The sequence below is a fragment of the Mycobacterium sp. UM_CSW genome (assembly GCF_000455205.1).
Classification (GTDB): Bacteria; Actinomycetota; Actinomycetes; order Mycobacteriales; family Mycobacteriaceae; genus Mycobacterium.
Genome location: NZ_AUWQ01000057.1, coordinates 1 through 20,988, shown reverse-complemented (window position 1 = coordinate 20,988; position 20,988 = coordinate 1). Strand labels below are relative to the sequence as shown.

Sequence of the window (20,988 nt, the reverse complement as noted above, 5' to 3'; positions counted from 1 at the left end):
CGGCGGCCCCGCCGGCCCCGCCGTTCCCCCCGTTCCCGCCGTGTTGGCCGGTCGCGCCCGTCCCACCTGGGGCACCGGAAACACCATCCCCACCGTGACCGCCAAACCCGCCATTACCCACGAGCAGGCCGGCCCTCCCGCCAGCACCCCCGGACCCGCCGTTCCCGCCGGCGAGGCTGGCCGTCCCGCCGGCCCCCCCATTACCGCCTTGGCCCCACAAAAACGCCGACCCGCCAGCCCCACCGGCCTGTCCGGGTAACCCCGACCCCCCATCGCCGCCATTACCGAACAGCCACCCACCGTCTCCGCCGGCCTGCCCCGTCCCCGGCGCCCCGTCCGCGCCGTTGCCGAACAGCGGTCGTCCCGTCAGGTCCTTCCATGGGGAAAACGCCGCCACGGCCTGAGCTTGGTGCTCCAAGGCTTGCAGCGGCGAGGCATTCGCCGTCTCGGCGGCCCTATAGGCGATCCCACCCGAAGACAACAATCGAACAAACTGGTCGTGGAACGCCGCGGCCTGCGCACCGAGTGCCTGAAACTGCTGGCCATGGGAGGAGAACACCGCCGCAATCGCCGCCGACACCTGATCCTCAGCCGCGGCCAGCACCCCCGTCGTCGGGGCGGCCGCCGCCGCTTGCGCGACGGTCAGCGTTGAGCCGATGTTGGACAGATCCGTTGCCGCCGAAGTCATTATCGCCGGCGCCGCGATTACATACGACATATCGATCTTCCTGCTGGCTAGCCCCCTGGTTGTCACTAGCCCGGCGGTCCTCAACCGTCAGGTAGGTGGAGCGTAAGCAAGGGGTCTGGGGGAAGCATGAGTATGCGATTACCTAATTCTCGGGACATCCGCGTGCGCGAAGGTCCACGCGTTCGGGTCGACGGCGGCAGACGTGTCGTGTGTGGAGGCGCCGCAAGACGCGCAGGCTGCTATGGAGAAGCACCTGATGGTCGCGGTGGGCAGCCCCGACGAGGCCTTCGGCTAGTGTCCTGCGGGCGCGTTGTGCCCAGGAAATCAACAGAAGGCGGCGGGAGCCATCTGGATCGAACGCGGCGAACTGCCCGGCCTGAGCCTGTTTCTGCGCGAGGGCGAGCGGATCTTCCAAACTCAAGAGTGCTCAGAATTCAGCTGCCTCAAAGCTTGGATGCGGGCCTGGATCTGCTCGCGCGTCGCCGCGGCGATCGGCGGCCCACCGCAGCGACGGCGCAGTTCGTTGTGGATCCAGCCGTGCGGTTTGCCGGTGCGGTGGTGCGTCGCCGAGACGAGCGTGTTGAGCTCGCGGCGCAGGTCGCGCAGCTGTCCGTGCATCGACGGCATGGGAGCCGGTGCACCAGCGTTGGCGGCCCGCTTGGCCAGCTGCTCGTCCTGACGCCGGTGCAGCAGTGCGCGCATCTGCTCGGCGTCGAGCAACCCCGGGATGCCGAGGTAGTCGGCCTCCTCCTCGCTGCCGGCCGGGGCGGCGGTGCCGAACGAGGACCCGTCGAAGATGACCTGGTCCAGCTCGGCGTCGGCGCCGAGCGAGGTGAAACCCTTATCCGTTTCCGCCTTTTCGGTTTGCGTCCGCACGGCCGGGTCACCATCGAGGGGATCGCCCTCCTCGCGGTGCGGTTCGCCGAGGACGTGGTTGCGCTGTGCCTCCAGCTCGCTGGCCAGCTGCAGCAGGCTGGGCACCGACGGCACGAAGATGCTGGCGGTCTCGCCGGCCCGACGCGACCGCACGAACCGGCCGATGGCCTGGGCGAAGAACAGCGGCGTCGAGGCGCTGGTGGCGTAAATCCCGACCGAAAGCCGGGGGACGTCGACGCCCTCGGAGACCATGCGCACCGCGACCAGCCACCGGCTGGTGCTCTCGGCGAATTCGGTGATCCGCGCCGACGAGCCGGGATCGTCGGACAGCACCACAGTCGGCGGCTCCGACGTCAGCTTGGTCAGCAGGGCGGCATACGCGCGGGCCGCCGTGCGATCGGAGGCGATGATCATGCCGCCGGCGTCGGGCACGTGGGCCCGCTTCTGGCGCAGCCGCTGATCGGCGGCCGCGATCACCGCGGGCATCCATTCGCCCGCCGGGTCGAGCGCCGTGCGCCACGCGCGCGCGGTCTGCTCGGCGGACAGCGGCTCGCCCAGTCGCGCGGCGTGCTCCTCGCCGGCGCTGTCCCGCCAGCGGGCCTGCCCGGAATAGGCGAGGAACACCACCGGCCGGACCACGCCGTCGGCGAGGGCCTCGGTGTAGCCGTAGGTGTGGTCGGCCTGCGACCGCAGCACCCCGTCGGGGCCGGAGGTGTACGTGACGAACGGGATGGGGCTGTCGTCGCTGCGAAAAGGCGTGCCCGTCAAAGCGAGCCGGCGCGTCGCGTCGCTGAAGGCCTCGCGGATGGCCTCGCCCCACGTCTTGGCGTCACCGCCGTGATGGATCTCGTCGAAGATGACCAGGGTCTTGCGCTGCTCGGTGCGCACGCGGTGCAGCGTCGGGTGCGCGGCGACCTGCGCGTAGGTGACCATCACGCCGTGATACTCCGGCGAGGTCTGCGGGCTGGTGTTGGAGAACCTCGGGTCCAGGGCCAGGCCGTGTCGCTGCGCCGCCAGCGCCCACTGCACCTTGAGGTGCTCGGTGGGCACCACGACGGTGACCTGGTCGACGGCGCGTTGACCGAGCAGCTCGGCCGCCACCCGCAGCGCGAACGTCGTCTTGCCGGAGCCCGGGGTGGCGACGGCCAGGAAATCGCGCGGCTGGGCGGCCAGATATTTCACCAGCGCCCGGCGCTGCCAGCCGCGCAACGGCGAGCCCGTGTCGCTGCCCAACAGCATCGACACAGCTCCCCCTCAGACGTGGTTCGCGCGCATGGCCTTGTCGTGTCCCGGTCGTGCCCCGACAGCGTCGACGCGGCCCATGGCGGGTGTGAAATGTAGCATGCCAACGCTTTTCGGCGCAGCAGCGACGCACTGGTCCCTTGGTTGCGGCGACCCGCCGCGCCCGGCTACGCCGCGCTTGCGATCGCCGCTAGCCGGCGTTGCCCGCCAGGTCGTGAGCGTCGAGCCAGGCGTGGATTCGCTTGGCGACGTCGGGCCATCCCGGCTCGAGCATCATGTTGTGACCCATCGGGAAGAACTCCGGCTCGGTTCGGTAGGCGCGCGCCGTCGCGCGCACCGCGCCGACGCTGACGAAGCCGTCGTGCACGGCGCCGAGCACCAGCATCGGGGTGGTGACGCGGTCGGTTTTGACCCGGCGGAACATCGGGTCGGTCATCGCCGCGCGGATGCTCTCGGGCCCGGCGCGGTGCCAGCAAGATAGGACGATGTCCTCGGGCGTGTCCTTGCAGAAGAGGTAGGCGCGGGCGAGGCCCGACGTGCGCAGGAACTTGACCAACGTGGGGTCGTTGAACGAGTGCACGGTCATCCAGGGCCGCCGGCGCCAGACGCGCAGCGCCGCCCCGAGCACGCCCGACGGCGGAATGGAGCCCACCAGCACCGCGGCCGGCGCCGTTCGGTCTTCCAGGTAACGCTGGATCGTGTAGCCGCCCAGGGAATGCCCGATCAGCACCGGCGCGCCGCCCAGATCGTCGGCCACCGAACGGACGTCGTCGATGTAGTCCTCGATGCAAACCTTCGGCAGCGGCTTGTCGGTGGGGCTGGTGCCATGCCCGCGCAGGCTCATCGCGACCGCGCGATAGCCCGCGTCGGCGAAGAAGTCCAGGAAACCGTCGTCCCAGCACCACGCGCCATGCCAGCCGCCGTGCACGAAGAGCAGCGGCACCGGGTGGGCATCGGTGCACGAACCCTTGTCGATCACCTCGAGCATGAGCCGACTTTTCTTCGCTCGCGTCGCGACGTCAAGCCCCTGCGGTGCCGCACGCTCGGCAATCGCTCCAACCACTAGGCTGGCGGGGTGTTTGAATCGCTGTCCGACCGATTGACCGGTGCCCTACAGGGGCTGCGGGGCAAGGGTCGTCTGACCGACGCCGATATCGAGGCCACCACCCGCGAGATCCGGCTGGCGCTACTGGAAGCGGATGTGTCGCTGCCCGTGGTGCGGGCGTTCGTGGGCCGGATCAAGGAGCGCGCCAAGGGGGCCGAGGTCTCCGGCGCGCTGAACCCGGCGCAGCAGGTCGTCAAGATCGTCAACGAGGAACTGATCGGCATCCTGGGCGGTGAGACGCGCCAGCTGGCGTTCGCGAAGACGCCGCCGACCGTGATCATGCTCGCCGGTCTGCAGGGCTCTGGTAAGACGACGCTGGCCGGCAAGCTGGCCGCCTGGCTGCGCGGCCAGGGGCACACGCCGCTGCTGGTGGCGTGCGACCTGCAGCGGCCGGCCGCCGTGAACCAGCTGCAGGTCGTCGGCGAGCGGGCCGGCGTTCCGGTGTTCGCGCCGCATCCCGGAGCGTCCCCCGAATCCGGACCCGGTGACCCGGTCGCCGTCGCCGCTGCCGGCCTCGCCGAGGCCCGCGCCAAGCACTTCGACGTCGTCATCGTCGACACCGCGGGGCGGCTGGGCATCGACGACGAGCTGATGGCGCAGGCCGCGGCCATCCGCGACGCCGTCAACCCCGACGAGGTGCTGTTCGTCCTCGACGCGATGGTCGGCCAGGACGCCGTCGCCACCGCCGAGGCGTTCGGTGCGGGCGTCGGCTTCACCGGCGTGGTGCTGACCAAGCTCGACGGTGACGCCCGCGGCGGCGCCGCCCTGTCGGTCCGCGAGGTCACCGGCGTCCCAATCCTTTTCGCGTCCAGCGGCGAGAAGCTCGAGGACTTCGACATCTTCCACCCGGACCGGATGGCCAGCCGCATCCTGGGCATGGGCGACGTGCTGACGCTGATCGAGCAGGCCGAGCAGGTCTTCGACGCGCAACGCGCCGAGGAGGCGGCCGCCAAGATCGGCACCGGCGAGCTGACGCTGGAGGACTTCCTCGAACAGATGCTGGCCATCCGCAAGATGGGTCCCATCGGCAACCTGCTGGGCATGCTGCCCGGCGCCGGCCAGATGAAGGACGCACTCGCCGAGGTCGACGACAAGCAACTCGACCGGCTGCAGGCCATCATCCGCGGGATGACGCCGCAGGAGCGCGCTGACCCGAAGATCATCAACGCGTCGCGGCGGTTGCGCATCGCCAACGGTTCGGGCGTGACGGTGTCGGAGGTCAACCAGCTGGTCGACCGCTTCTTCGAGGCCCGCAAGATGATGTCGTCGATGCTCGGCGGCATGGGCATCCCCGGTCTCGGCCGCAAGTCCGCGACCCGAAAGGCCAAGGGCGCGAAGGGAAAGAAGGGCAAGAAGGGGGGACGGGGCCCGACGCCGCCCAAGGCCAGGAACCCGCTCATGGGCGGCATGCCCGCCGGCTTCCCCGACCTTTCGCAGATGCCCAAGGGCCTCGACGAGCTGCCACCCGGCCTGGCCGACTTCGACCTGTCCAAGCTCAAGTTCCCCGGCAACCCGGGCAAGAACTAGCCGCGCCGTGCGGATGCGCCTGCGGGGCCTGGAGCTGCCCGGCGAGACCGAGATCGAGCTGTGGGTCGTCGACGGCCGCATCAGCGCCGAACCGGTCGCGGGCGCCAACACCGTCTTTGAGGGCGGCTGGATCGTGCCCGGCCTGGTGGACGCGCACTGTCACGTCGGTCTCGGCGACGACGGCGAGATCCCGCTCGAGGAGGCCATCGGCCAGGCCGAGACCGAGCGCGACGCCGGCGCGCTCCTGTTGCGGGACGCCGGCTCACCGACCGACACCCGCAGCCTCGACCAGCGCGACGACCTGCCCCGCATCATCCGGGCCGGCAAGCACCTGGCGAGGCCCAAGCGCTACTCGCGCGGCTTCGCCGACGAACTCGAGGACGAATCCCAGTTGCCGGACGCGGTGGCCCGGGAGGCCAAGCGCGGCGACGGCTGGGTCAAGCTCGTCGGCGACTGGATTGACCGCGGCGTCGGCGACCTCGCCCCGCTGTGGTCCGACGACGTGCTCAAGGCCGCGATCGACGCCGCGCACGCCCACGGCGCCCGCGTCACCGCGCACGTCTTCAGCGAGGACGCGCTGCCCGGCCTGATCAACGCCGGCATCGACTGCATCGAACACGGCACCGGGCTCACCGACGACACCATTGCCCTGATGCTCGAGCACGGAACCGCGCTGGTGCCCACGCTGATCAACACTTTGGAGAATTTCCAAGGCATCGCGGACTCCGCGGCGCGTTACCCGGCCTACGCCGCGCACATGCGCGACCTGCTCGCGCGGTGCCCGGCGCGCACGGCCGCGGCGCGCGAGGCGGGCGTGCCGATCTACGCCGGCAGCGACGCCGGCAGCATGATCGCGCACGGGCGGATCGCCGACGAGGTCGAGGCCCTCAAGGGCATCGGGATGAGCCCCACCGACGCGCTGGGCGCCGCGTGCTGGGACGCCCGTCGCTGGCTGGGCCGACCCGGACTCGATCACGGGGCGTCGGCCGACCTGCTGTGTTATTCCGAGGACCCCAGACAAGGCCCCGGTGTGCTGAACCGGCCGGACCTGGTGATATTGCGCGGCAAGGTCTTTCGGCCACATGGCTAGGCGCGCGCGGCGCCGCGATCGTGGTTAGGATCACGTGATGGCGTTGGCCAGCGGCGCGACCTTCGCCGGTTACCTGGTCGCGCGGAGGCTGGGTTCTGGAGCGACTGGTGCGGTCTATCTTGTCCAGAACCCCCGCTCATCGCGCTGGCAGGCGTTGAAGGTCCTGGCTTCGGCGCTGTCGGCGGACGGCGAGTTCCGCCGGAGGTTTTGGGCGGAGAACCCGATCGCGACGAACCTCTATCACCCGGGCATCGTCGAGGTCCGCGACCGCGGGGAGTTCGACGACGAGTTGTACGTCGCGATGGAGTACGTCGAGGGCATCAACGCCGCGCGGCTGATCTCCGATCGATTCCCGGCCGTCGCGCCCGTGGGCGAGGTGCTGTCCATCGTGACCGCCGTCGCCGACGCGCTCGACTATGCGCACAAACGCGGACTGCTGCACCGCGACGTCAAGCCCGCCAACGTCTTGGTGACGGGACGCGGGGAGGGTGAGCAACGGACCCTGTTGACCGACTTCGGCATAGGCGGCCGGCTCGGCACGGCCGGCTACGCCGCGCCCGAACTGGCGGGCGACAGCGCCGACGGACGCGCCGACCAGTACGCGCTGGCCGCCACCGCGTTCCACCTGTTGGCCGGCGCGCCGCCGCCACCGGGCACCGCGCTCAGCGACCTGCGCCCGGAATTAGCGCGCCTGGACGGCGTGTTCACCCGCGCCCTGGCGACCAGCGCCGGCGACCGGTTCGAGACCTGCGGCGAATTCGCCGAGGCGTTGAACGACCAGGCGGGCGCCCGTAGCCGCGATCGCAGCCCCGAGGCCGTCCTCGTCGCCGATTACCCGGCCTACTCCTGCCCCGTCCCGCCCGCGGCGGCCCCGTTGGCCGACCGGCCCGACGACTTCGTCGCGGATCGTTCCGGGGCTCCCGCACCCGATGCGGCCAAGACTCCGGCCACCGCACCGAGGACGCACCGCCGCCGCAGGATCGCGCTGGGCGCCGCGGCGCTGGTGGTCGTCGGGGGGCTGCTCGTCGCCGGCTTCGTCGGCGAGCGCAAGACCGACGCGACGGCCGCCCCGGCCGCCCAGCCGACCGTGAGCGCGCCGGCCGCCCCAATCCCGCTCGACGGCACCTACCGCCTCGAGGTGCAGCGCAGCCGGCAGACGTTCAACCTCACGCCCGAGCCCCAGCCGCCCGACGTGACCACCTGGTGGGCCTTTCGCTCGTCGTGCGCGCCCGGCCCCTGCACGGCCGTCGGCGCGCCGCTGGACGACAACGACCACACGCAGGCGAAGTCGACGGTCTCGCAGCCGGTCGTGCTGCAATTCCGCGATGGTCGTTGGCTGTCGCGGCCGGAAGAGGGAACGTTCCCCTGCATCGCGCCGGACGGCGCCGAGCGGACGCAGGCCACGACGCAGGTGCTGTCGCTGCGGCCGCGCCCGCAAGGCGGGCTCGCCGGGGAACTGACCGTCACCGTGCGAAGCAACGAATGCGACCAGCAGGGCGCGGTGCTCCGGGCTCCCGCGCAGGCCACCCGCAGCGGCGACGTGCCGCCCGGTGTTACGGTGCCCGACCCCCCTCGATGACTTGACCAGGCATTTTCTCGCGAGCGGACACGGCTGGCGAAAAGATTGCGAGTACTTGCTATCTATGTTACGTTTCGTCGCAACCCGACCCAGCTTGGAGGCAACGTGGCCTACGACGTGATCATTCGCGACGGACTGTGGTTCGACGGCACCGGCCGTGCGCCGCAGACGCGCAGCCTTGGAATTCGGGATGGCGTGGTGGCCACCGTGTCCCGCACGCCGCTGGACGAGACCGGCTGCCCCGAGGTGATCGACGCGGCCGGCAAGTGGATCGTGCCGGGCTTCATCGACGTGCACACCCACTACGACGCCGAGGTGCTGCTGGACCCGGGACTGCGGGAGTCGGTGCGCCACGGCGTCACGACGGTATTGCTGGGCAACTGCTCGCTGTCGACGGTGTACGCCGATTCCGAGGACGCGGCCGACCTATTCAGCCGAGTCGAGGCGGTGCCGCGCGAATACGTCTACGGCGCTTTGGATTCCACCAAAACGTGGTCGACGGCCGCGGACTACATCCGGGCGCTCGACGCCCTGCCGCTCGGGCCGAATGTCGGTTCGCTGCTTGGCCATTCAGACTTGCGGACCGCGGTGCTGGGGCTGGATCGCGCCACGGACGAGACGGTCAAGCCCACCAAGGCCGAGCTGGAGAAGATGGCGGCGCTGCTGGATGAGGCCCTCGACGCCGGGATGCTCGGCATGTCCGGCATGGACGCCGCCATCGACAAACTCGACGGCGACCGCTTCCGGTCGCGCGCGTTGCCGTCGACGTTCGCAACGTGGCGGGAGCGGCGCCGGCTGATCAACGTGCTGCGCAAGCGCGGCCGCATCCTACAGAGCGCGCCCGACGTCGAGGACTCGAAATCCGCACTGCTGTTCTTCCTGGCCAGCAGCCCAATGTTGGGGTGGCGCAGGGCAGTTCGGATGAGCCTGCTGGTGTCGGCGGATGCGAAGTCCATGCCGCTGGCCGTGCACACCTTCGGGCTCGGCACCCGCCTGCTGAACAAGTTCCTGGGTTCCAGGGTGCGCTTCCAGCACCTGCCCGTCCCGTTCGAGCTCTACTCCGACGGCATCGACCTGCCGGTCTTCGAGGAGTTCGGCGCCGGGACGGCCGCCCTGCACCTGCGCGACCAACTGCAGCGCAACGAGCTGCTGGCCGACAAGGACTACCGCCGCAAGTTTCGGCGCGAGTTCGACCGGATCAAGCTCGGCCCGTCGCTGTGGCACCGCGACTTCCACGATGCGGTCATCGTCGAGTGCCCCGATAAGTCGTTGATCGGCAAGAGCTTTGGCGCGATCGCCGACGAGCGCGGGCTGCACCCGCTGGACGCGTTCCTCGATGTGCTCGTCGAAAACGGTGAGCGCAACGTCCGGTGGACGACCGTCGTCGCCAACCACCGGCCCCGGCAGCTCAACAAGCTCGCCGCCGAGCCCAGCATCCATATGGGCTTCTCCGACGCCGGGGCGCACCTGCGCAACATGGCGTTCTATAACTTCCCGCTCAAGATGCTCAAGCGCATTCGCGACGCGCACCGGGCCGGCGCGCCGTTCATGTCCACCGAACACGCGGTGCACCGGCTGACCGGCGAATTGGCGCAGTGGTTCGGCATCGACGCCGGCACGCTGTGCGAGGGCGACCGCGCGGACTTCGTCGTGATCGACCCGGCCGGCCTCAACGAATCGGTGGACGGCTACCACGAGGAAGCGGTGCCGTTCTACGGCGGCCTGCGGCGCATGGTCAATCGCAACGACGACGCCGTCGTCGCGACCGGTGTGGGTGGCGAGGTCGTCTTCCGCGCGGGCCAATTCCGCGAGGGCTACGGCCAGACCGTGAAGTCGGGCCGCTATCTGCGGGCGGGCCAGCGCAGCCGGGGCCGCAGCGTGGAGAAAGTCGGGGCCTGACATGGCCAGGACCCAGCAGCAGCGCCGGGAGGAAACCGTCGCGCGGCTCCTCGAGGCGTGCATCGACACCATCATCGAGGTCGGCTACGCGCGGGCATCGGCCGCGGTGATCACCAAGCGCGCGGGGGTTTCCGTCGGCGCCCTGTTCCGCCACTTCGACACGATGGGCGATTTCATGGCGGCGACCGCGTCCGAGGTGTTGCGCCGTCAGCTGGAGTCGTTCACCAAGCGGGTTGCGGAAATTCCGGCTGACCAGCCTGCCTTCGACGCTGCCCTGGCGATTCTGCGGGACATCACCACCGCACCGACCAACGCCGTGCTCTACGAGCTGCTGGTCGCCGCGCGCACCGACGAAAAGCTAAGGGACACTTTGCAACACGAGCTGGGGCAGTACTCGGCGAAGATCTACGACGCCGCGCGGGCGATGCCCGGCGCCGAGGGCTTCGACGAGGAGACGTTCCCGGTGGTCGTGGCGCTGATGACGAACGTGTTCGACGGCGCCGCCGTGGTGGAGGGGGTGCTGCCGCAGCCGACGATCGCCCAGCGGCGGATACCGGTGCTGACGGGGCTGATGCGCGCGGCGCTGCCGAATATTGGCTTGTGAGAAGCGGTACAGCGAGCCTAGAGCGAGCCCACACCGGTCTCGGGGTTGAGCGCGAAGCCCCAGTCGAACAGGCTGCCGGCCTGATCCCAGTACGTGGGTCCGCCCTGTTTCACCAGCCCGTACATCATTGCGATCACCAACCGGCGCCCTCCGCGGGCGGCGGCGCCGACGAAAGTCTTGCGCGCGGCGTCGGTGAAGCCCGTCTTGCCGCCGATGGCGCCGGGGTAGCGCTGTAGCAGTTCGTCCTGGTTGGTGATCGGTTCGTCGCCGTGGTCGCCGGGGAACATCGCCGACGGCTCGGCGGTGATCTGCGCGAACACCGGGTTGGCCATCGCGGCGCGGAAGATGACGGCCAGGTCGTGCGCTGTCGACGCCCCGGAGCCGCGGGGGCCGTCCAGGCCGGACGGGGTCGCCGCGAAGGTGCTCGTGGCGCCCAGGGACGCGGCCTTGGCATTCATCTTGGCCACGGTGGCGTCCGCGCCGCCCAGCAGGTGCGCCAGGGTGTTGGCCGCGTCGTTGCCGGAAACCAGCAACAACCCGTCGAGCAATTGGCGCGCGGTGTAGGTGCGGCCCGGCTTGATGCCGACGCAGTTGCACTCGACCTCGGTGTCGGCGACGTCGGCGACGACGGTGGAGTCGAGGCTTACCTGGTCCAGCGCCACCAGGGCCAGCAGCACCTTGATGGTGCTCGCCGGCGGGTGGGGGACGTTCGCGTCGCGGGCGGCCAGCACCTGACCGTTGTCCAGGTCGGCCACGATCCAGGTCTGGGCCGGGCCATCCGGGATCGGCACCGAGCCGATCGGCTGCGTGCTGTCGGCTCGGGAAGGCGTGGCTCCCGCGATGGCACCGGCCGCCAGCAGGGCGGTGACGGCGGCCATGAGCTTGCGCATGGCCGCACAGTTTAACCTTCCGGCCTAGTGCCAAGGCATGTCGCGCCAGGAATAGTTCGCCCCGTCGCCGATGTCGTGCACGCCGTAGTAGTCCCAGTAGTAGTCGTGGCAGACGTTGCCGTCCCACGGGACGGGGCGGCCCGCCGGAAGGACGTCACCGGGGCACCAGTGCTGGCAGGACTTCCCGGCCGGGCACGGAGCCGCCTGCGCGGAGGGCGCGGCCAGACCCGCGCCGCCCAACATGAACGACGCCGTTGCTAATCCCGCGATCATGGCTTTCATACCCACGGGATTATTCCGCGTGGTGGGCGCCGGTGTCCTGCGAAAACGGGAGAAACGCCCCGTTGGGTTCATGTCGGGCTCCTTCGTTGCTGGAGGCCCGGATGGGCCGCCGCAACAAGTGGACACCGGCCCGCGCCGATACCGATCCCAAGTCTTACGCCGCGAGCCCCGCGATGAATTCGGCGACGGAACGGGGTTCGCGACGCAGAATGGCTTGCAGCACAAGCGAATTGCCGCCGTGAAAGCCGTGCCGGTCGTAGTCTTCGAACATCGTCGCCAGGCCCTCGGGACCCGGGGGGACGTCGTCGGTGTCCTCGGCCCGCAGGGTGCGCCCCGCGACCCGACTCATCATCTCGGCGACCTCGACCCGGTCGACCATGCCGCCGGCCGCGAGCTCGAAGGTGCCACGCGACAGGCTCGGCTCGATGAAGGCCAATGCGGCCGCCTCCGCGACGTCGCGGTAGTCGACGTAGGTCATCTTCGAGTGCTTCGACCACGGGGCGACGACGGCGCCGGTTTCCAACGCGCTCCGGTAGGTCGCCTCCAGCGCTTGGACGTACATCGCCGGCTGCAGCACGGTGAAGTCCAGATCGGACGCATAAAGTGCCTCCTCGACCGGGCGCGTTCCCGCGTGGTTCGGCAGGCTCAGCGACGGGTGGTACACACCGTTGTAGACGAACTTCTCGACGCCCGCCGCGACGGCCGCCCCGACGACGTTGAGCGCCATCGACGTGGCATCCGGGTGAAACGCCGGGGTGATCAGGAAGACTCCGTCGACGCCGTCCAGCGCCTTGGCGACCCCGTCGGCGTCGGCCAGGTCCAGCTGCACCGTCTCGGTCGCACCGGCCCGCCGAGCCTCGTCGGCCTTCGCCGGGTCGTGGACGACGCCGCGGACGTCGATTCCCTGAGCGGCGAGGGCGGCGACGACGTGATGGGCGTACTGGCCCGTCGCGCCGGTCGCCAGGACCCTCATGCGCGGGGCTCCCTCGGCCCAACCGGCGTGAGCGCGATCACCGGGATGGTCCGCGACGTCTTGCGCTGGTACTCGGCGAACCCCGGGTAGCGCTCGGCCTGCAGCGCATACTTCTCGTCCCGCTCGGCGCCATGCAGCTCCGTGGCATGCACGTCGACGATGTCGTCGCCGACTTCGATGCGGGCGTCCGGGTTGGCCTTGAGGTTCCAATACCACGCGGGGTTGTCGTCCGCGCCGGCCTTCGAGGCGAACACGAGGTACCGGTCGCCGTCGGGCAGATACATCATGATGTTGGTCCGCGGCTTCCCGCTGCGCGCTCCGACGGTGTGCAGGATGACCAGCGGTGCGCCGTCGAACTGGCCACCGACGCGGCCGTGATTGGCGCGGAACTCGGCGATATTGCGCTCGTTGAAATCGTTGCCCTCGCTCACGAAATGCCGGGTATCCGATTGCGCGGTCGCGAAACATCGCCCGCGTTTTGTGATGCGGAGCAAGGGAATCCATCCGCGAGTGCGAGATCGACAGGCTGACATCGGAAGGAGGGTCTTCATGCACGTGTACCGGTTCGACGAGTTCACCGGGCTGGATGGATTGCGGATGCACGAAGAACCGGTCCCATCGCCCCAGCGAGGAGAATTGCTGCTCCGCATCCGAGCGGTCTCGCTGAACTATCGGGACGTGGCGATTCCCCTCGGCCGGTACGTGCGCGACAGCACACCCGGGCTAGTGCCGTGCAGCGATGCCGCCGCTGAAGTCGTCGAGGTCGGCGAGGGCGTCGACGACTTCCGTCCCGGCGAGCGGGTGGTGAGCGCATTCCACTCGAGGTGGTTCGGCGGCCCGATGCCGGAGACGGCGGATTCCGACAGCTACGGCAGCGGCCAGGATGGCTGGCTGGCCGAGTACAAGGTGGTATCCCGGGAGGCGGTCGTGCGCATTCCCGACTCCATACCCGACGATCAGGCCGCGACGCTGCCGTGCGCCGGAGTCACGGCCTGGAACGCGCTCGGCGGCCCCGCGCCGATTCGCGCGGGCCAAACCGTGTTGACGCTCGGTACCGGCGGCGTTTCGCTGTTCGCGCTGCAACTGGCGAAGCTGGTCGGTGGGCGTGTCATCGCGACGACGTCGAGTCCTGAGAAGGCGCAGACGCTCAAAGCGCTGGGCGCCGACGACGTCATCGACTACCGCCGCAATCCGAACTGGGGTGAGCAGGTGCGCGAATTGACCGGTGGCCGAGGCGCGGACCGGGTCGTCGAAGTCGGCGGCCCGGCCACCATCGAGCAGTCGTTGCGTGCCGTCGCCGAGGGTGGCGAGGTGACGCTGATCGGCTTTCTCAGCCAAGACAACCCGGGCATCGACTATTTCCTGCTCAAGGGCGCCGGCGCGACGACGCGATCTATCACCGTCGGGAGCCGGGCCGATCTGCAAGATCTTGTGCGAGCCGTCAGCGCTACCGGGCTGGCACCGGTGATCGACGACGTCTTCGAATTCGAGGAGGCGAAAGCGGCGTTCGAGCGGTTACGCGACGGCAAGCACATCGGCAAGCTCGTCATCCGGATCGGCTGAGGCCGGGGGGTCTGGTCGCGCGGCGAAGCCGCCCGCTATGTGACCCCGTTGTTCCCGGGCGGGCCGAGCAGCAGCCCGCCGGCGCCGCCGGTGCCGCTGGTGCCAACTGTCGTGCCAATCCCCGCATTGCCGCCGTTGCCGCCGGTGCCGAACAGTACGGCGTTGCCGCCGTTGGCGCCGTTGCCGCCGGTCGCTGCGCCTCCGCCGCCGGCGCCCCCGGCACCGCCGGTGCCCAGGAGGAGTTGGCCCGCCTGGCCGCCGGTCCCGCCCGGCCCGCCGGTCGTGCCCCCCGCTCCGCCAGTCCCGCCGGACCCGGCGTCGCCCCAAAGCAGGCCGGCGTTGCCGCCGGTCCCGCCCGCGCCTCCCAATCCGCTGCCGCCGCCGTTGCCCCCGTTGCCGCCGGTGCCGCCATCGCCGCCGACTCCGCCCGAGCCGCCATGGTTATTGCCGACAGGACCAACCAAGGCGTCACCACCCGGGCCCCCGCTGCCGCCCATACCACCGACACCACCGGTGCCGCCCGCACCGCCCGCGCCGGCGTTGCCGCCGTTACCGCCGGCACCCAGCAACCCGGCAGCACCGCCGTTACCGCCCGCGCCACCGGCGCCGCCGGTGCCGCCCAGGCCGCCGACCCCACCGCCGCCACCAGCGCCGCCGTGGCCACCGAATGTGCCGTTCCCACCGCTCGAAGCGACGCCACCAGCGCCGCCGGCACCGGCTAGGCCGCCGGAGGCACCGGTGCCCCCGATGCCCCCCACGCCTCCAGCGCCGCCGGCACCACCGTTGCCCACCAACAGCCCCCCGTGGCCGCCGCTGCCGCCCGCGCCCCCGATGCCGCCGACGCCACCGGCCGCGCCGCTGCCGCCGCCACCCCCGGAGCCACCAAAGCCGCCAAGGGCAGTTCCGTTCTGGAAGGCTCCCCCGCCGATGCCTCCGGCGCCACCCGCACCACCGGGCGCTAGGCCCAAAGTCCCGCTGCCGCCCCCGCCGCCGACGGCAGCGTCGAAGTTGCTGACGGGTCCGCCGGCAGAGCCCCCGTTGCCGCCGGCACCCCCGTTGCCGCCCGTACCGCCGGGTCCGCCACTTCCGCCGACGGCCTCTCCGATACCGGTGATGACGTCTGCAGTGCCGCCGGTTCCGCCCTTGCCGCCCGTGGCGCCGAGTCCGCCATCAACGCCGGCGCCGCCGGGGCCGCCACTGGCACTGGCATTATCCGCAGCTCCGGAGAAACCCGAGGCCCCCATGGCCGCTGTGCCGCTGACCGTGGGATTGACACCATCGGCCCCGGTCAATCCGGTGCCGCCCTGGCCGCCGGAGCCGCCGTTGCCGAAGAGGAAGGCGTTGCCGCCGGTGCCACCATGCCCGGGCAGGCCGCCGTTGATGCCCGCGAGCGCGGCCCCTCCCTGCCCACCGATCCCGCCGCTGCCGTACAACAAACCGCCTCTGCCGCCGGTGCCGCCGGTCGCCCCCGCCCCGCCCATACCGCCGGCCCCGCCGTTGCCGAGCAAGCCTGCGGCACCGCCGTGGCCACCGGACTGGCCGGGCAACCCATTGCCACCGGGACCTCCATTGCCGAACAACAAGCCGCCGGGTCCGCCGGCCTGTCCCGGGCCTCCGGGGGCGCCGTCACCGATCAGCGGGCGCCCCAACACGGCCTGCGTGGGTGCGTTGATCACGGCCAGCACGTCTTGCTCGACGGTCTGCGCCGAGACGTTGCCGGCCTCCGCGGCGCCATACGCCCCCGCACCGGCATTCAAGGCTTGCACGAACTGCGCGTGAAACGACGCCGCGCGCGCGCCCAACGCCTGAAAGGCCTGCGCGTGCCCGCCGAACAGCGCCGCGATGGCCGCCGACACCTCGTCTCCGCCCGCCGCCAGCAGGCCGGTCGTCGGGCCCGCCGCCGCCGCGTGGGCCTCGCTGAGCGCGGAGCCGATCCCTTGCAGGTCCCCCACCGCCGCCGACAAAAACTCCGGCGCCGCAACCACAAACGACATCTCGGCCCTCCCACCAAATGCAGCCGTATCGGGCGCGTCCGCGCGACGGCGCGGCTAAAGTAAGGCCGCATCATGTCCCGATGTTGCGGTGGCTGTAGCCGTGTGGGCCGCCCGGAGCGTTCCCTCCACAGTGTGCGCTGGCGGGCGTGCGCGATTGATCCGGAATTCTCCCTGTTTTTGCTCCATCGCCTTGTGAAGTCACCGTAGAAACCAGCCGGAGCGAGTGGCCGTGGAGTCTTTGCTGGAGCGCCAGGAGGCGCTGGCCGAGCTGACCGGGCTGGCGCGCGCGGTGCGTCGTGGTTCGGGCCGCGTGGCGTTGCTGCGCGGGGAAGCCGGAGTCGGCAAGACGGCGCTGATCAACGCCTTCACCGCCGCACTGGACGGCTCGGAACGGCTGTTGATGGGCTGGTGCGATCCCCTGGCGGCGCCGCGCCCACTGGGCCCGCTGCTCGACGCGCTGGCCGGATTCGGGTCCACGGCGGCCGGCGGTCTGCTCACGGCGATCGAATCCGGCGACACCGGCGCGTTGTATCGACGGCTACTGGCAATATTGCGCGACGGGCAGCGCTGGGTGTGGGTCATCGAGGACGCCCATTGGGCCGATGGGTCGACATTGGATCTGATGCGCTTCATTGCCCGGCGCATCGCGTCGCTGCCGCTGCTGCTGGTGATTTCCTACCGCGACGACGAGATTGACCGCCAGCTCCCACTGTCGGTGGCGCTGGGGGATGTGGCGACCTGCGCCGCCGTCAGCCGCATCGCGTTGGAGCCACTAAGCCGCGACGCGGTGGCGGTGCTGGCCGCCGGCAGCGGGTTCAATGCCGACCAGCTACACCGCCTCACCGGAGGAAACCCCTTCTTCGTCACCGAGGTGTTGGCCTGCGGCGTCGACGCGCTGGATCGCAACGTCTTGCCGAGCAGCGTCTCAGAAGCGGTGTGGGGCAGGCTGGTTCGGCTGTCGAGGGCGGCGCGCGATACCGCACAAGCGGTCGCGGTCTGCGGTCCGCGCGCCCAGGCGGCCCTGGTGCTAAAGGTGTGCCCGGGCGCGGGCCCGGCCCTGAGCGAATGCCTGGATGCGGGGGTGCTGGTCACCGATGGGGACGCGGTCGGGTTTCGCCACGAGTTGGCGCGGCTGGCCACCCTGTCGCGCGTCCCCGACTACGGGCGTCGGCTGCTGCACAAGCGCGCGCTCGTCGCACTGGCCGAACCACCGATTGATCCGAACATGTTGCCGGCGCTGGTTTTCCACGCCGACCAAGTTGGCGATGGTGACGCGGTGACGCGTCACGGCCCGACAGCGGCGGAGCGGGCCGCGGCGCTGGGCGCGCATGCGGAGGCCGCCGAGCTGTACGGTTTGACGCTGCGGCATCGCGGCACCGCCCCTCCCGAGCAGGAGGCGCAGTGGCTGGAGCGCCACGCGTTCGAAAGCTATCTGTGCGGGCTGGCGACCGCGTCGATGTCGTCGTGGCGCGCGGCCATCGACGTCCGCCACCAACTCGGTCATCGACTCGAGGAGGGTGACGACCTGCGCTGGCTGTCGCACCTGCTGGAGCCGCTTGGACGCACCTCCGAAGCCATCGAGGCGGGGCGCGCGTCACTTCGGCTACTCGATGATCTCGGTCCCTCCCCTCAGCTGGCCTGGTCGCTGATCAACATGGCGCATTCCTGCACGGTGGTGAGCTACGACCTGGTAGCAGCCGCCGAATACGCCGAGCGCGCAGTGAGACTCGGCGTCCAACTGGACGACCCGGCCGTCGTCATCCGGGCGCGCGGCTACCAGGCGATGAGCCGCGTATTCCGTGGCGGCACCGGCTGGGACGACTTCGAGGCGGTCTGGCGCGACGCACTGGGCAGGCCGGTCCTGACCGAACATGCGGCGGTGTTGGGCGTACTCATATCGTCGGCCGCCGCCCTGCGACGCGAGCCCGCCCGCGCCGAGGACTATCTCACCCGCGCGGCGGCCTTCTGCGACGACCACGACCTGGTCATGTTCCGGGCGCTGATCACCGGCGCGGACGCGCTGACCAGGTTGCACCGGGGCAGTTGGATCGAGGCCGCGCTGCTCGCGGAGCAAGTCCTAACCCGCACGGATCTGAGCGCCCAGCACCGAATCCTGCCGCTCGTCGTGCTTGCGCTGATCCGCGCGCGCCGCGGCGAACGGGCGGGGGGCCTGCTCGATGAAGCGCTCGAGTCCAGCGCGGGCAACGTACTCGGGCTGCAGGTGTGGGCGGCGCGCGCCGAGGCGGCCTGGTTGGCCGGCGACGACGACACCGCGCTTGCCGAGGCCCGGGCGGGGTTGGCGGCCCGCCCCACCGAAGCCGATGCGTGGTTGGTCGAGCCCCTGCAGCGGTGGATGCGCCTGGCCGGCGATGAACCCGACGATGGTGGTGACTGGCAAGCGGCCGCGGCGGCATGGACACGCTGCGGCTGCCCCTACGACGCGGCGATCGCTCAGCTCGGCGGCGACATCTCCGCGGTGGAAGCGGCGCTGGCGACGTTTCGCCACCTCGGTGCGCGCGCCGCGGCCCGTCGCGCCCAGCAGCGCCTGGCGGCGTTGCGCGGCCCCACCCTTCGCGGCCCCGGCGCCAAGACGCTCGCCGACCCCAACGGGTTGACACGGCGCGAACGCCAAGTACTCGAGCTACTCGCCGCCGGGAAAAGCGACGCTCAGATCGCCGCCGCGCTGCACATTAGCCCCAAAACCGCCGGCGGCCATGTGAGTTCGATCCTCGTCAAACTCGGCGTCGCCAACCGCACTCAAGCCGCCGCTCTCGCCCGGCAAACGAGCGACGCCTGACGGGTCAACCCGCAACTCCGTACTAAGAGTCCTGGCCCGGGCTGCCTGCGCTGGACGAGGAATAGCCACGGCCGCCACCGCCGCCGATGCCGGCCGCGCCGCCGTAGCCGCCGCTGTTGGCGTAGGCGTTGCCGTGGGCGCCGGCACCGCCCGCCCCGCCGGACGCGCCACTGCCGCCGTTGGACCCGGAGCCGTCGAAGCTCGGGGTGCCGGCTACGGCCCCGCCGCCGCCACCGCCGCCGACAACGCTGCCGGTGCCGACGCCACCGGCACCGCCGAGGTTGGGGCCGCTACCGTCACCGCCGTAACCGCCCTCACCGGCGTTTGCGCCTACGCCGCCTGCGCCACCGCCGCCCCCGCCGCCACCGGCGATTTCCGAATTGAAGGTGCCTCCCACCGCGCCTCCTGCGCCCCCGCCCCCGCCGGCGCCACCGTGGCCGCCGATGCCGCCGGCCCCGCTCGCACCGTCGCCGCCATACCCGTACGAGCCGCCTTCGCCGTAGGAGCCGTTGAACCCGGTCGTGGTGGCTAACCCGCCATAACCGCCGGGACCGCCGACACCACCCCGACCGCCCGCGCCGCCGGTCCCGGCGCCGAGCCCGGCATCGCCGCCGGAACCGCCCGCGCCACCGCCGCCAGCGCCGCCGCCGTAGATAAAGTTTTGCGACGTCACCGAGGTGGAGTTCTGGCCGCCGTCTCCGCCCCATCCGCCGTCGCCGCCCCGGCCGCCGTCGCCGTTGACGCCGCCGTTGGGCGTGCCGCCACCGGCACCGCCAGCCCCGCCCCGGCCGGCATTGCCGCCGTGGCCGCCACTGCTGAACTGCGCCCCGGAGCCTTGCGCGCCGTTGTCACCCCAGCCGCCCGCGCCGCCATTGCCCCCGGTGCCCCCATGGCCGCCCTGGCCGGCGAAACCGCTGCCAACGCCGGCCGCGCCGGCGTCGCCGCCCACCCCGCCCTGGCCACCGTCGCCGCCGTTGAGGCCGGTGCCAGTGTTGGAGAGGTAGCTGTAGCCGTCGCCGCCCTGGCCGCCGCGACCCCCGTCACCGCCGGTGCCGTTGGTGCCCCCTGGGCCGGCGCTGCCGCCCTGGCCGCCGACCCCTCCGGCGCCGCCGCTGAAGCCGGTGCCGCCCGCAGTCACCGCCGCAGTGCCGGCGCTACCGGCTCCGCCGGTCCCCCCGGTCCCGCCCACACCACCTGGCGCGTCGGCGCCCCGGGAACCGAAAAGCCCGCCGGCCCCGCCGGCGCCACCCGCGCCCGGGCTACCGCCTGTCCCGCCGGTGCCGCCGGCGTGACCGTCGCCGCCAAGAACCGAGGTGGTGCCGACGCCGCCGGCGCCGCCCAGCCCGCCGTGACCCCCTACCCCGCCGGCCCCGCCGTTGCTGAAGAGCGCGGAGCTTGACCCGCCCGCCCCGCCGTCGCCGCCGACCCCGCCCGCGAAACCGGTATGACCCGATCCGCCGGTTATGGGATTGCCCGAGGCGCCGACATCCCCGGTGCCGCCCGTACCCCCGGCCCCGCCCGGCCCGGCCGCCCAGCCCAGCAGCGCGCCGTTGGCGCCACCGACACCGCCGTTGCCGCCGTGGCCGCCCGCGATGCCCAGGCCAGCCCCCGAACCGCCGGTGCCGCCGATACCGCCGGCGCCGCCGAATCCGGCCAACAACCCGCCGACCCCTCCGGGGCCGCCCACGCCGCCGACCGCGCCGGCGCCACCCGTCCCGCCGGTTCCACCGACGCCACCGCTACCGAACAGGCCGGCAGGCCCTCCGGCACCACCGGGGCCGCCGGCCACTCCTGTCCCGCTGCCGGCAACCCCCGACCCGCCGTTGCCGCCGTTGCCCCAAAGGATGCCGCCCGGGCCGCCGGGCTGCCCGGTTCCCGG

15 protein-coding genes and 1 pseudogene are annotated in these 20,988 nt (G+C 71.4%); 7 read left to right on the top strand and 9 right to left on the bottom strand.

Annotated elements, in window-relative coordinates; genetic code table 11:
• The 3 genes from N415_RS19760 to N415_RS19750 form a co-directional block, all read right to left on the bottom strand.
• On the bottom strand, window positions 1-718 hold a 718-nt coding region (locus N415_RS19760; protein ID WP_152531483.1), incomplete at its 3' end, for a PE family protein.
• Window positions 719-1,105: 387 nt separating this feature from the next.
• Window positions 1,106-2,803 carry a DEAD/DEAH box helicase gene (locus N415_RS19755; RefSeq protein WP_068185730.1) on the bottom strand — a complete coding sequence of 566 codons (1,698 nt, stop codon included), beginning with the start codon at window positions 2,801-2,803 and terminating at the stop codon, window positions 1,106-1,108.
• Between the two features lie 193 nt (window positions 2,804-2,996).
• Window positions 2,997-3,794 carry an alpha/beta hydrolase gene (locus tag N415_RS19750; RefSeq protein ID WP_068185721.1) on the bottom strand — a complete coding sequence of 266 codons (798 nt, stop codon included), beginning with the start codon at window positions 3,792-3,794 and terminating at the stop codon, window positions 2,997-2,999.
• Window positions 3,795-3,881: 87 nt separating this feature from the next.
• Here N415_RS19750 and ffh point away from each other — a divergent pair, with 87 nt between their 5' ends.
• From ffh to N415_RS19725, 5 genes are all read left to right on the top strand, one after another.
• Window positions 3,882-5,438 carry a signal recognition particle protein gene (gene ffh, locus N415_RS19745; RefSeq protein ID WP_068185719.1) on the top strand — a complete coding sequence of 519 codons (1,557 nt, stop codon included), beginning with the start codon at window positions 3,882-3,884 and terminating at the stop codon, window positions 5,436-5,438.
• A 13-nt stretch (window positions 5,439-5,451) separates the two neighbouring features.
• Window positions 5,452-6,528 carry an amidohydrolase family protein gene (locus tag N415_RS19740; protein WP_152531484.1) on the top strand — a complete coding sequence of 359 codons (1,077 nt, stop codon included), beginning with the start codon at window positions 5,452-5,454 and terminating at the stop codon, window positions 6,526-6,528.
• A 37-nt stretch (window positions 6,529-6,565) separates the two neighbouring features.
• Window positions 6,566-8,107, top strand: coding sequence for a serine/threonine-protein kinase (locus tag N415_RS19735; protein ID WP_068185714.1), 1,542 nt, complete (start codon window positions 6,566-6,568; stop codon window positions 8,105-8,107).
• Window positions 8,108-8,212: 105 nt separating this feature from the next.
• Window positions 8,213-10,006: an amidohydrolase family protein gene (locus N415_RS19730; RefSeq protein WP_068185711.1), complete on the top strand. Its 1,794-nt coding sequence runs from the start codon at window positions 8,213-8,215 to the stop codon at window positions 10,004-10,006.
• A 1-nt stretch (window position 10,007) separates the two neighbouring features.
• A complete protein-coding gene (locus N415_RS19725; RefSeq protein ID WP_068185709.1) occupies window positions 10,008-10,610 on the top strand; it encodes a TetR/AcrR family transcriptional regulator in 603 nt (200 codons plus the stop codon).
• Window positions 10,611-10,627: 17 nt separating this feature from the next.
• Here the strand turns inward: N415_RS19725 and N415_RS19720 are convergent, their stop codons facing one another.
• From N415_RS19720 to N415_RS19705, 4 genes are all read right to left on the bottom strand, one after another.
• A complete protein-coding gene (locus tag N415_RS19720) occupies window positions 10,628-11,500 on the bottom strand; it encodes a D-alanyl-D-alanine carboxypeptidase family protein (RefSeq protein WP_068185705.1) in 873 nt (290 codons plus the stop codon).
• 24 nt (window positions 11,501-11,524) lie between these two features.
• Window positions 11,525-11,782 carry a hypothetical protein gene (locus tag N415_RS19715; protein ID WP_068185701.1) on the bottom strand — a complete coding sequence of 86 codons (258 nt, stop codon included), beginning with the start codon at window positions 11,780-11,782 and terminating at the stop codon, window positions 11,525-11,527.
• A gap of 154 nt (window positions 11,783-11,936) precedes the next feature.
• A complete protein-coding gene (locus tag N415_RS19710; RefSeq protein ID WP_068185694.1) occupies window positions 11,937-12,755 on the bottom strand; it encodes an NmrA family NAD(P)-binding protein in 819 nt (272 codons plus the stop codon).
• On the bottom strand, window positions 12,752-13,186 hold the full coding sequence (locus N415_RS19705; protein WP_068185727.1) for a nitroreductase family deazaflavin-dependent oxidoreductase: 435 nt from the start codon (window positions 13,184-13,186) through the stop codon (window positions 12,752-12,754). Before N415_RS19705 ends, N415_RS19710 begins: the two co-directional genes overlap by 4 nt.
• Before the next feature lie 118 nt (window positions 13,187-13,304).
• Here N415_RS19705 and N415_RS19700 point away from each other — a divergent pair, with 118 nt between their 5' ends.
• Window positions 13,305-14,318 (top strand): NAD(P)-dependent alcohol dehydrogenase, encoded by a 1,014-nt coding sequence (locus N415_RS19700; RefSeq protein WP_068185686.1) that lies wholly within the window; start codon window positions 13,305-13,307, stop codon window positions 14,316-14,318.
• A gap of 35 nt (window positions 14,319-14,353) precedes the next feature.
• Here the strand turns inward: N415_RS19700 and N415_RS19695 are convergent, their stop codons facing one another.
• A complete protein-coding gene (locus tag N415_RS19695; RefSeq protein WP_068185683.1) occupies window positions 14,354-16,312 on the bottom strand; it encodes a PE family protein in 1,959 nt (652 codons plus the stop codon).
• A gap of 229 nt (window positions 16,313-16,541) precedes the next feature.
• On the opposite strand from N415_RS19695, the gene N415_RS33280 reads away from it, so the two are divergent.
• Window positions 16,542-19,109, top strand: coding sequence for a LuxR family transcriptional regulator (locus tag N415_RS33280; protein ID WP_081665364.1), 2,568 nt, complete (start codon window positions 16,542-16,544; stop codon window positions 19,107-19,109).
• Between the two features lie 22 nt (window positions 19,110-19,131).
• Here the strand turns inward: N415_RS33280 and N415_RS33275 are convergent.
• Window positions 19,132-20,988, bottom strand: a pseudogene (locus N415_RS33275) (PE family protein); the annotation flags it as partial.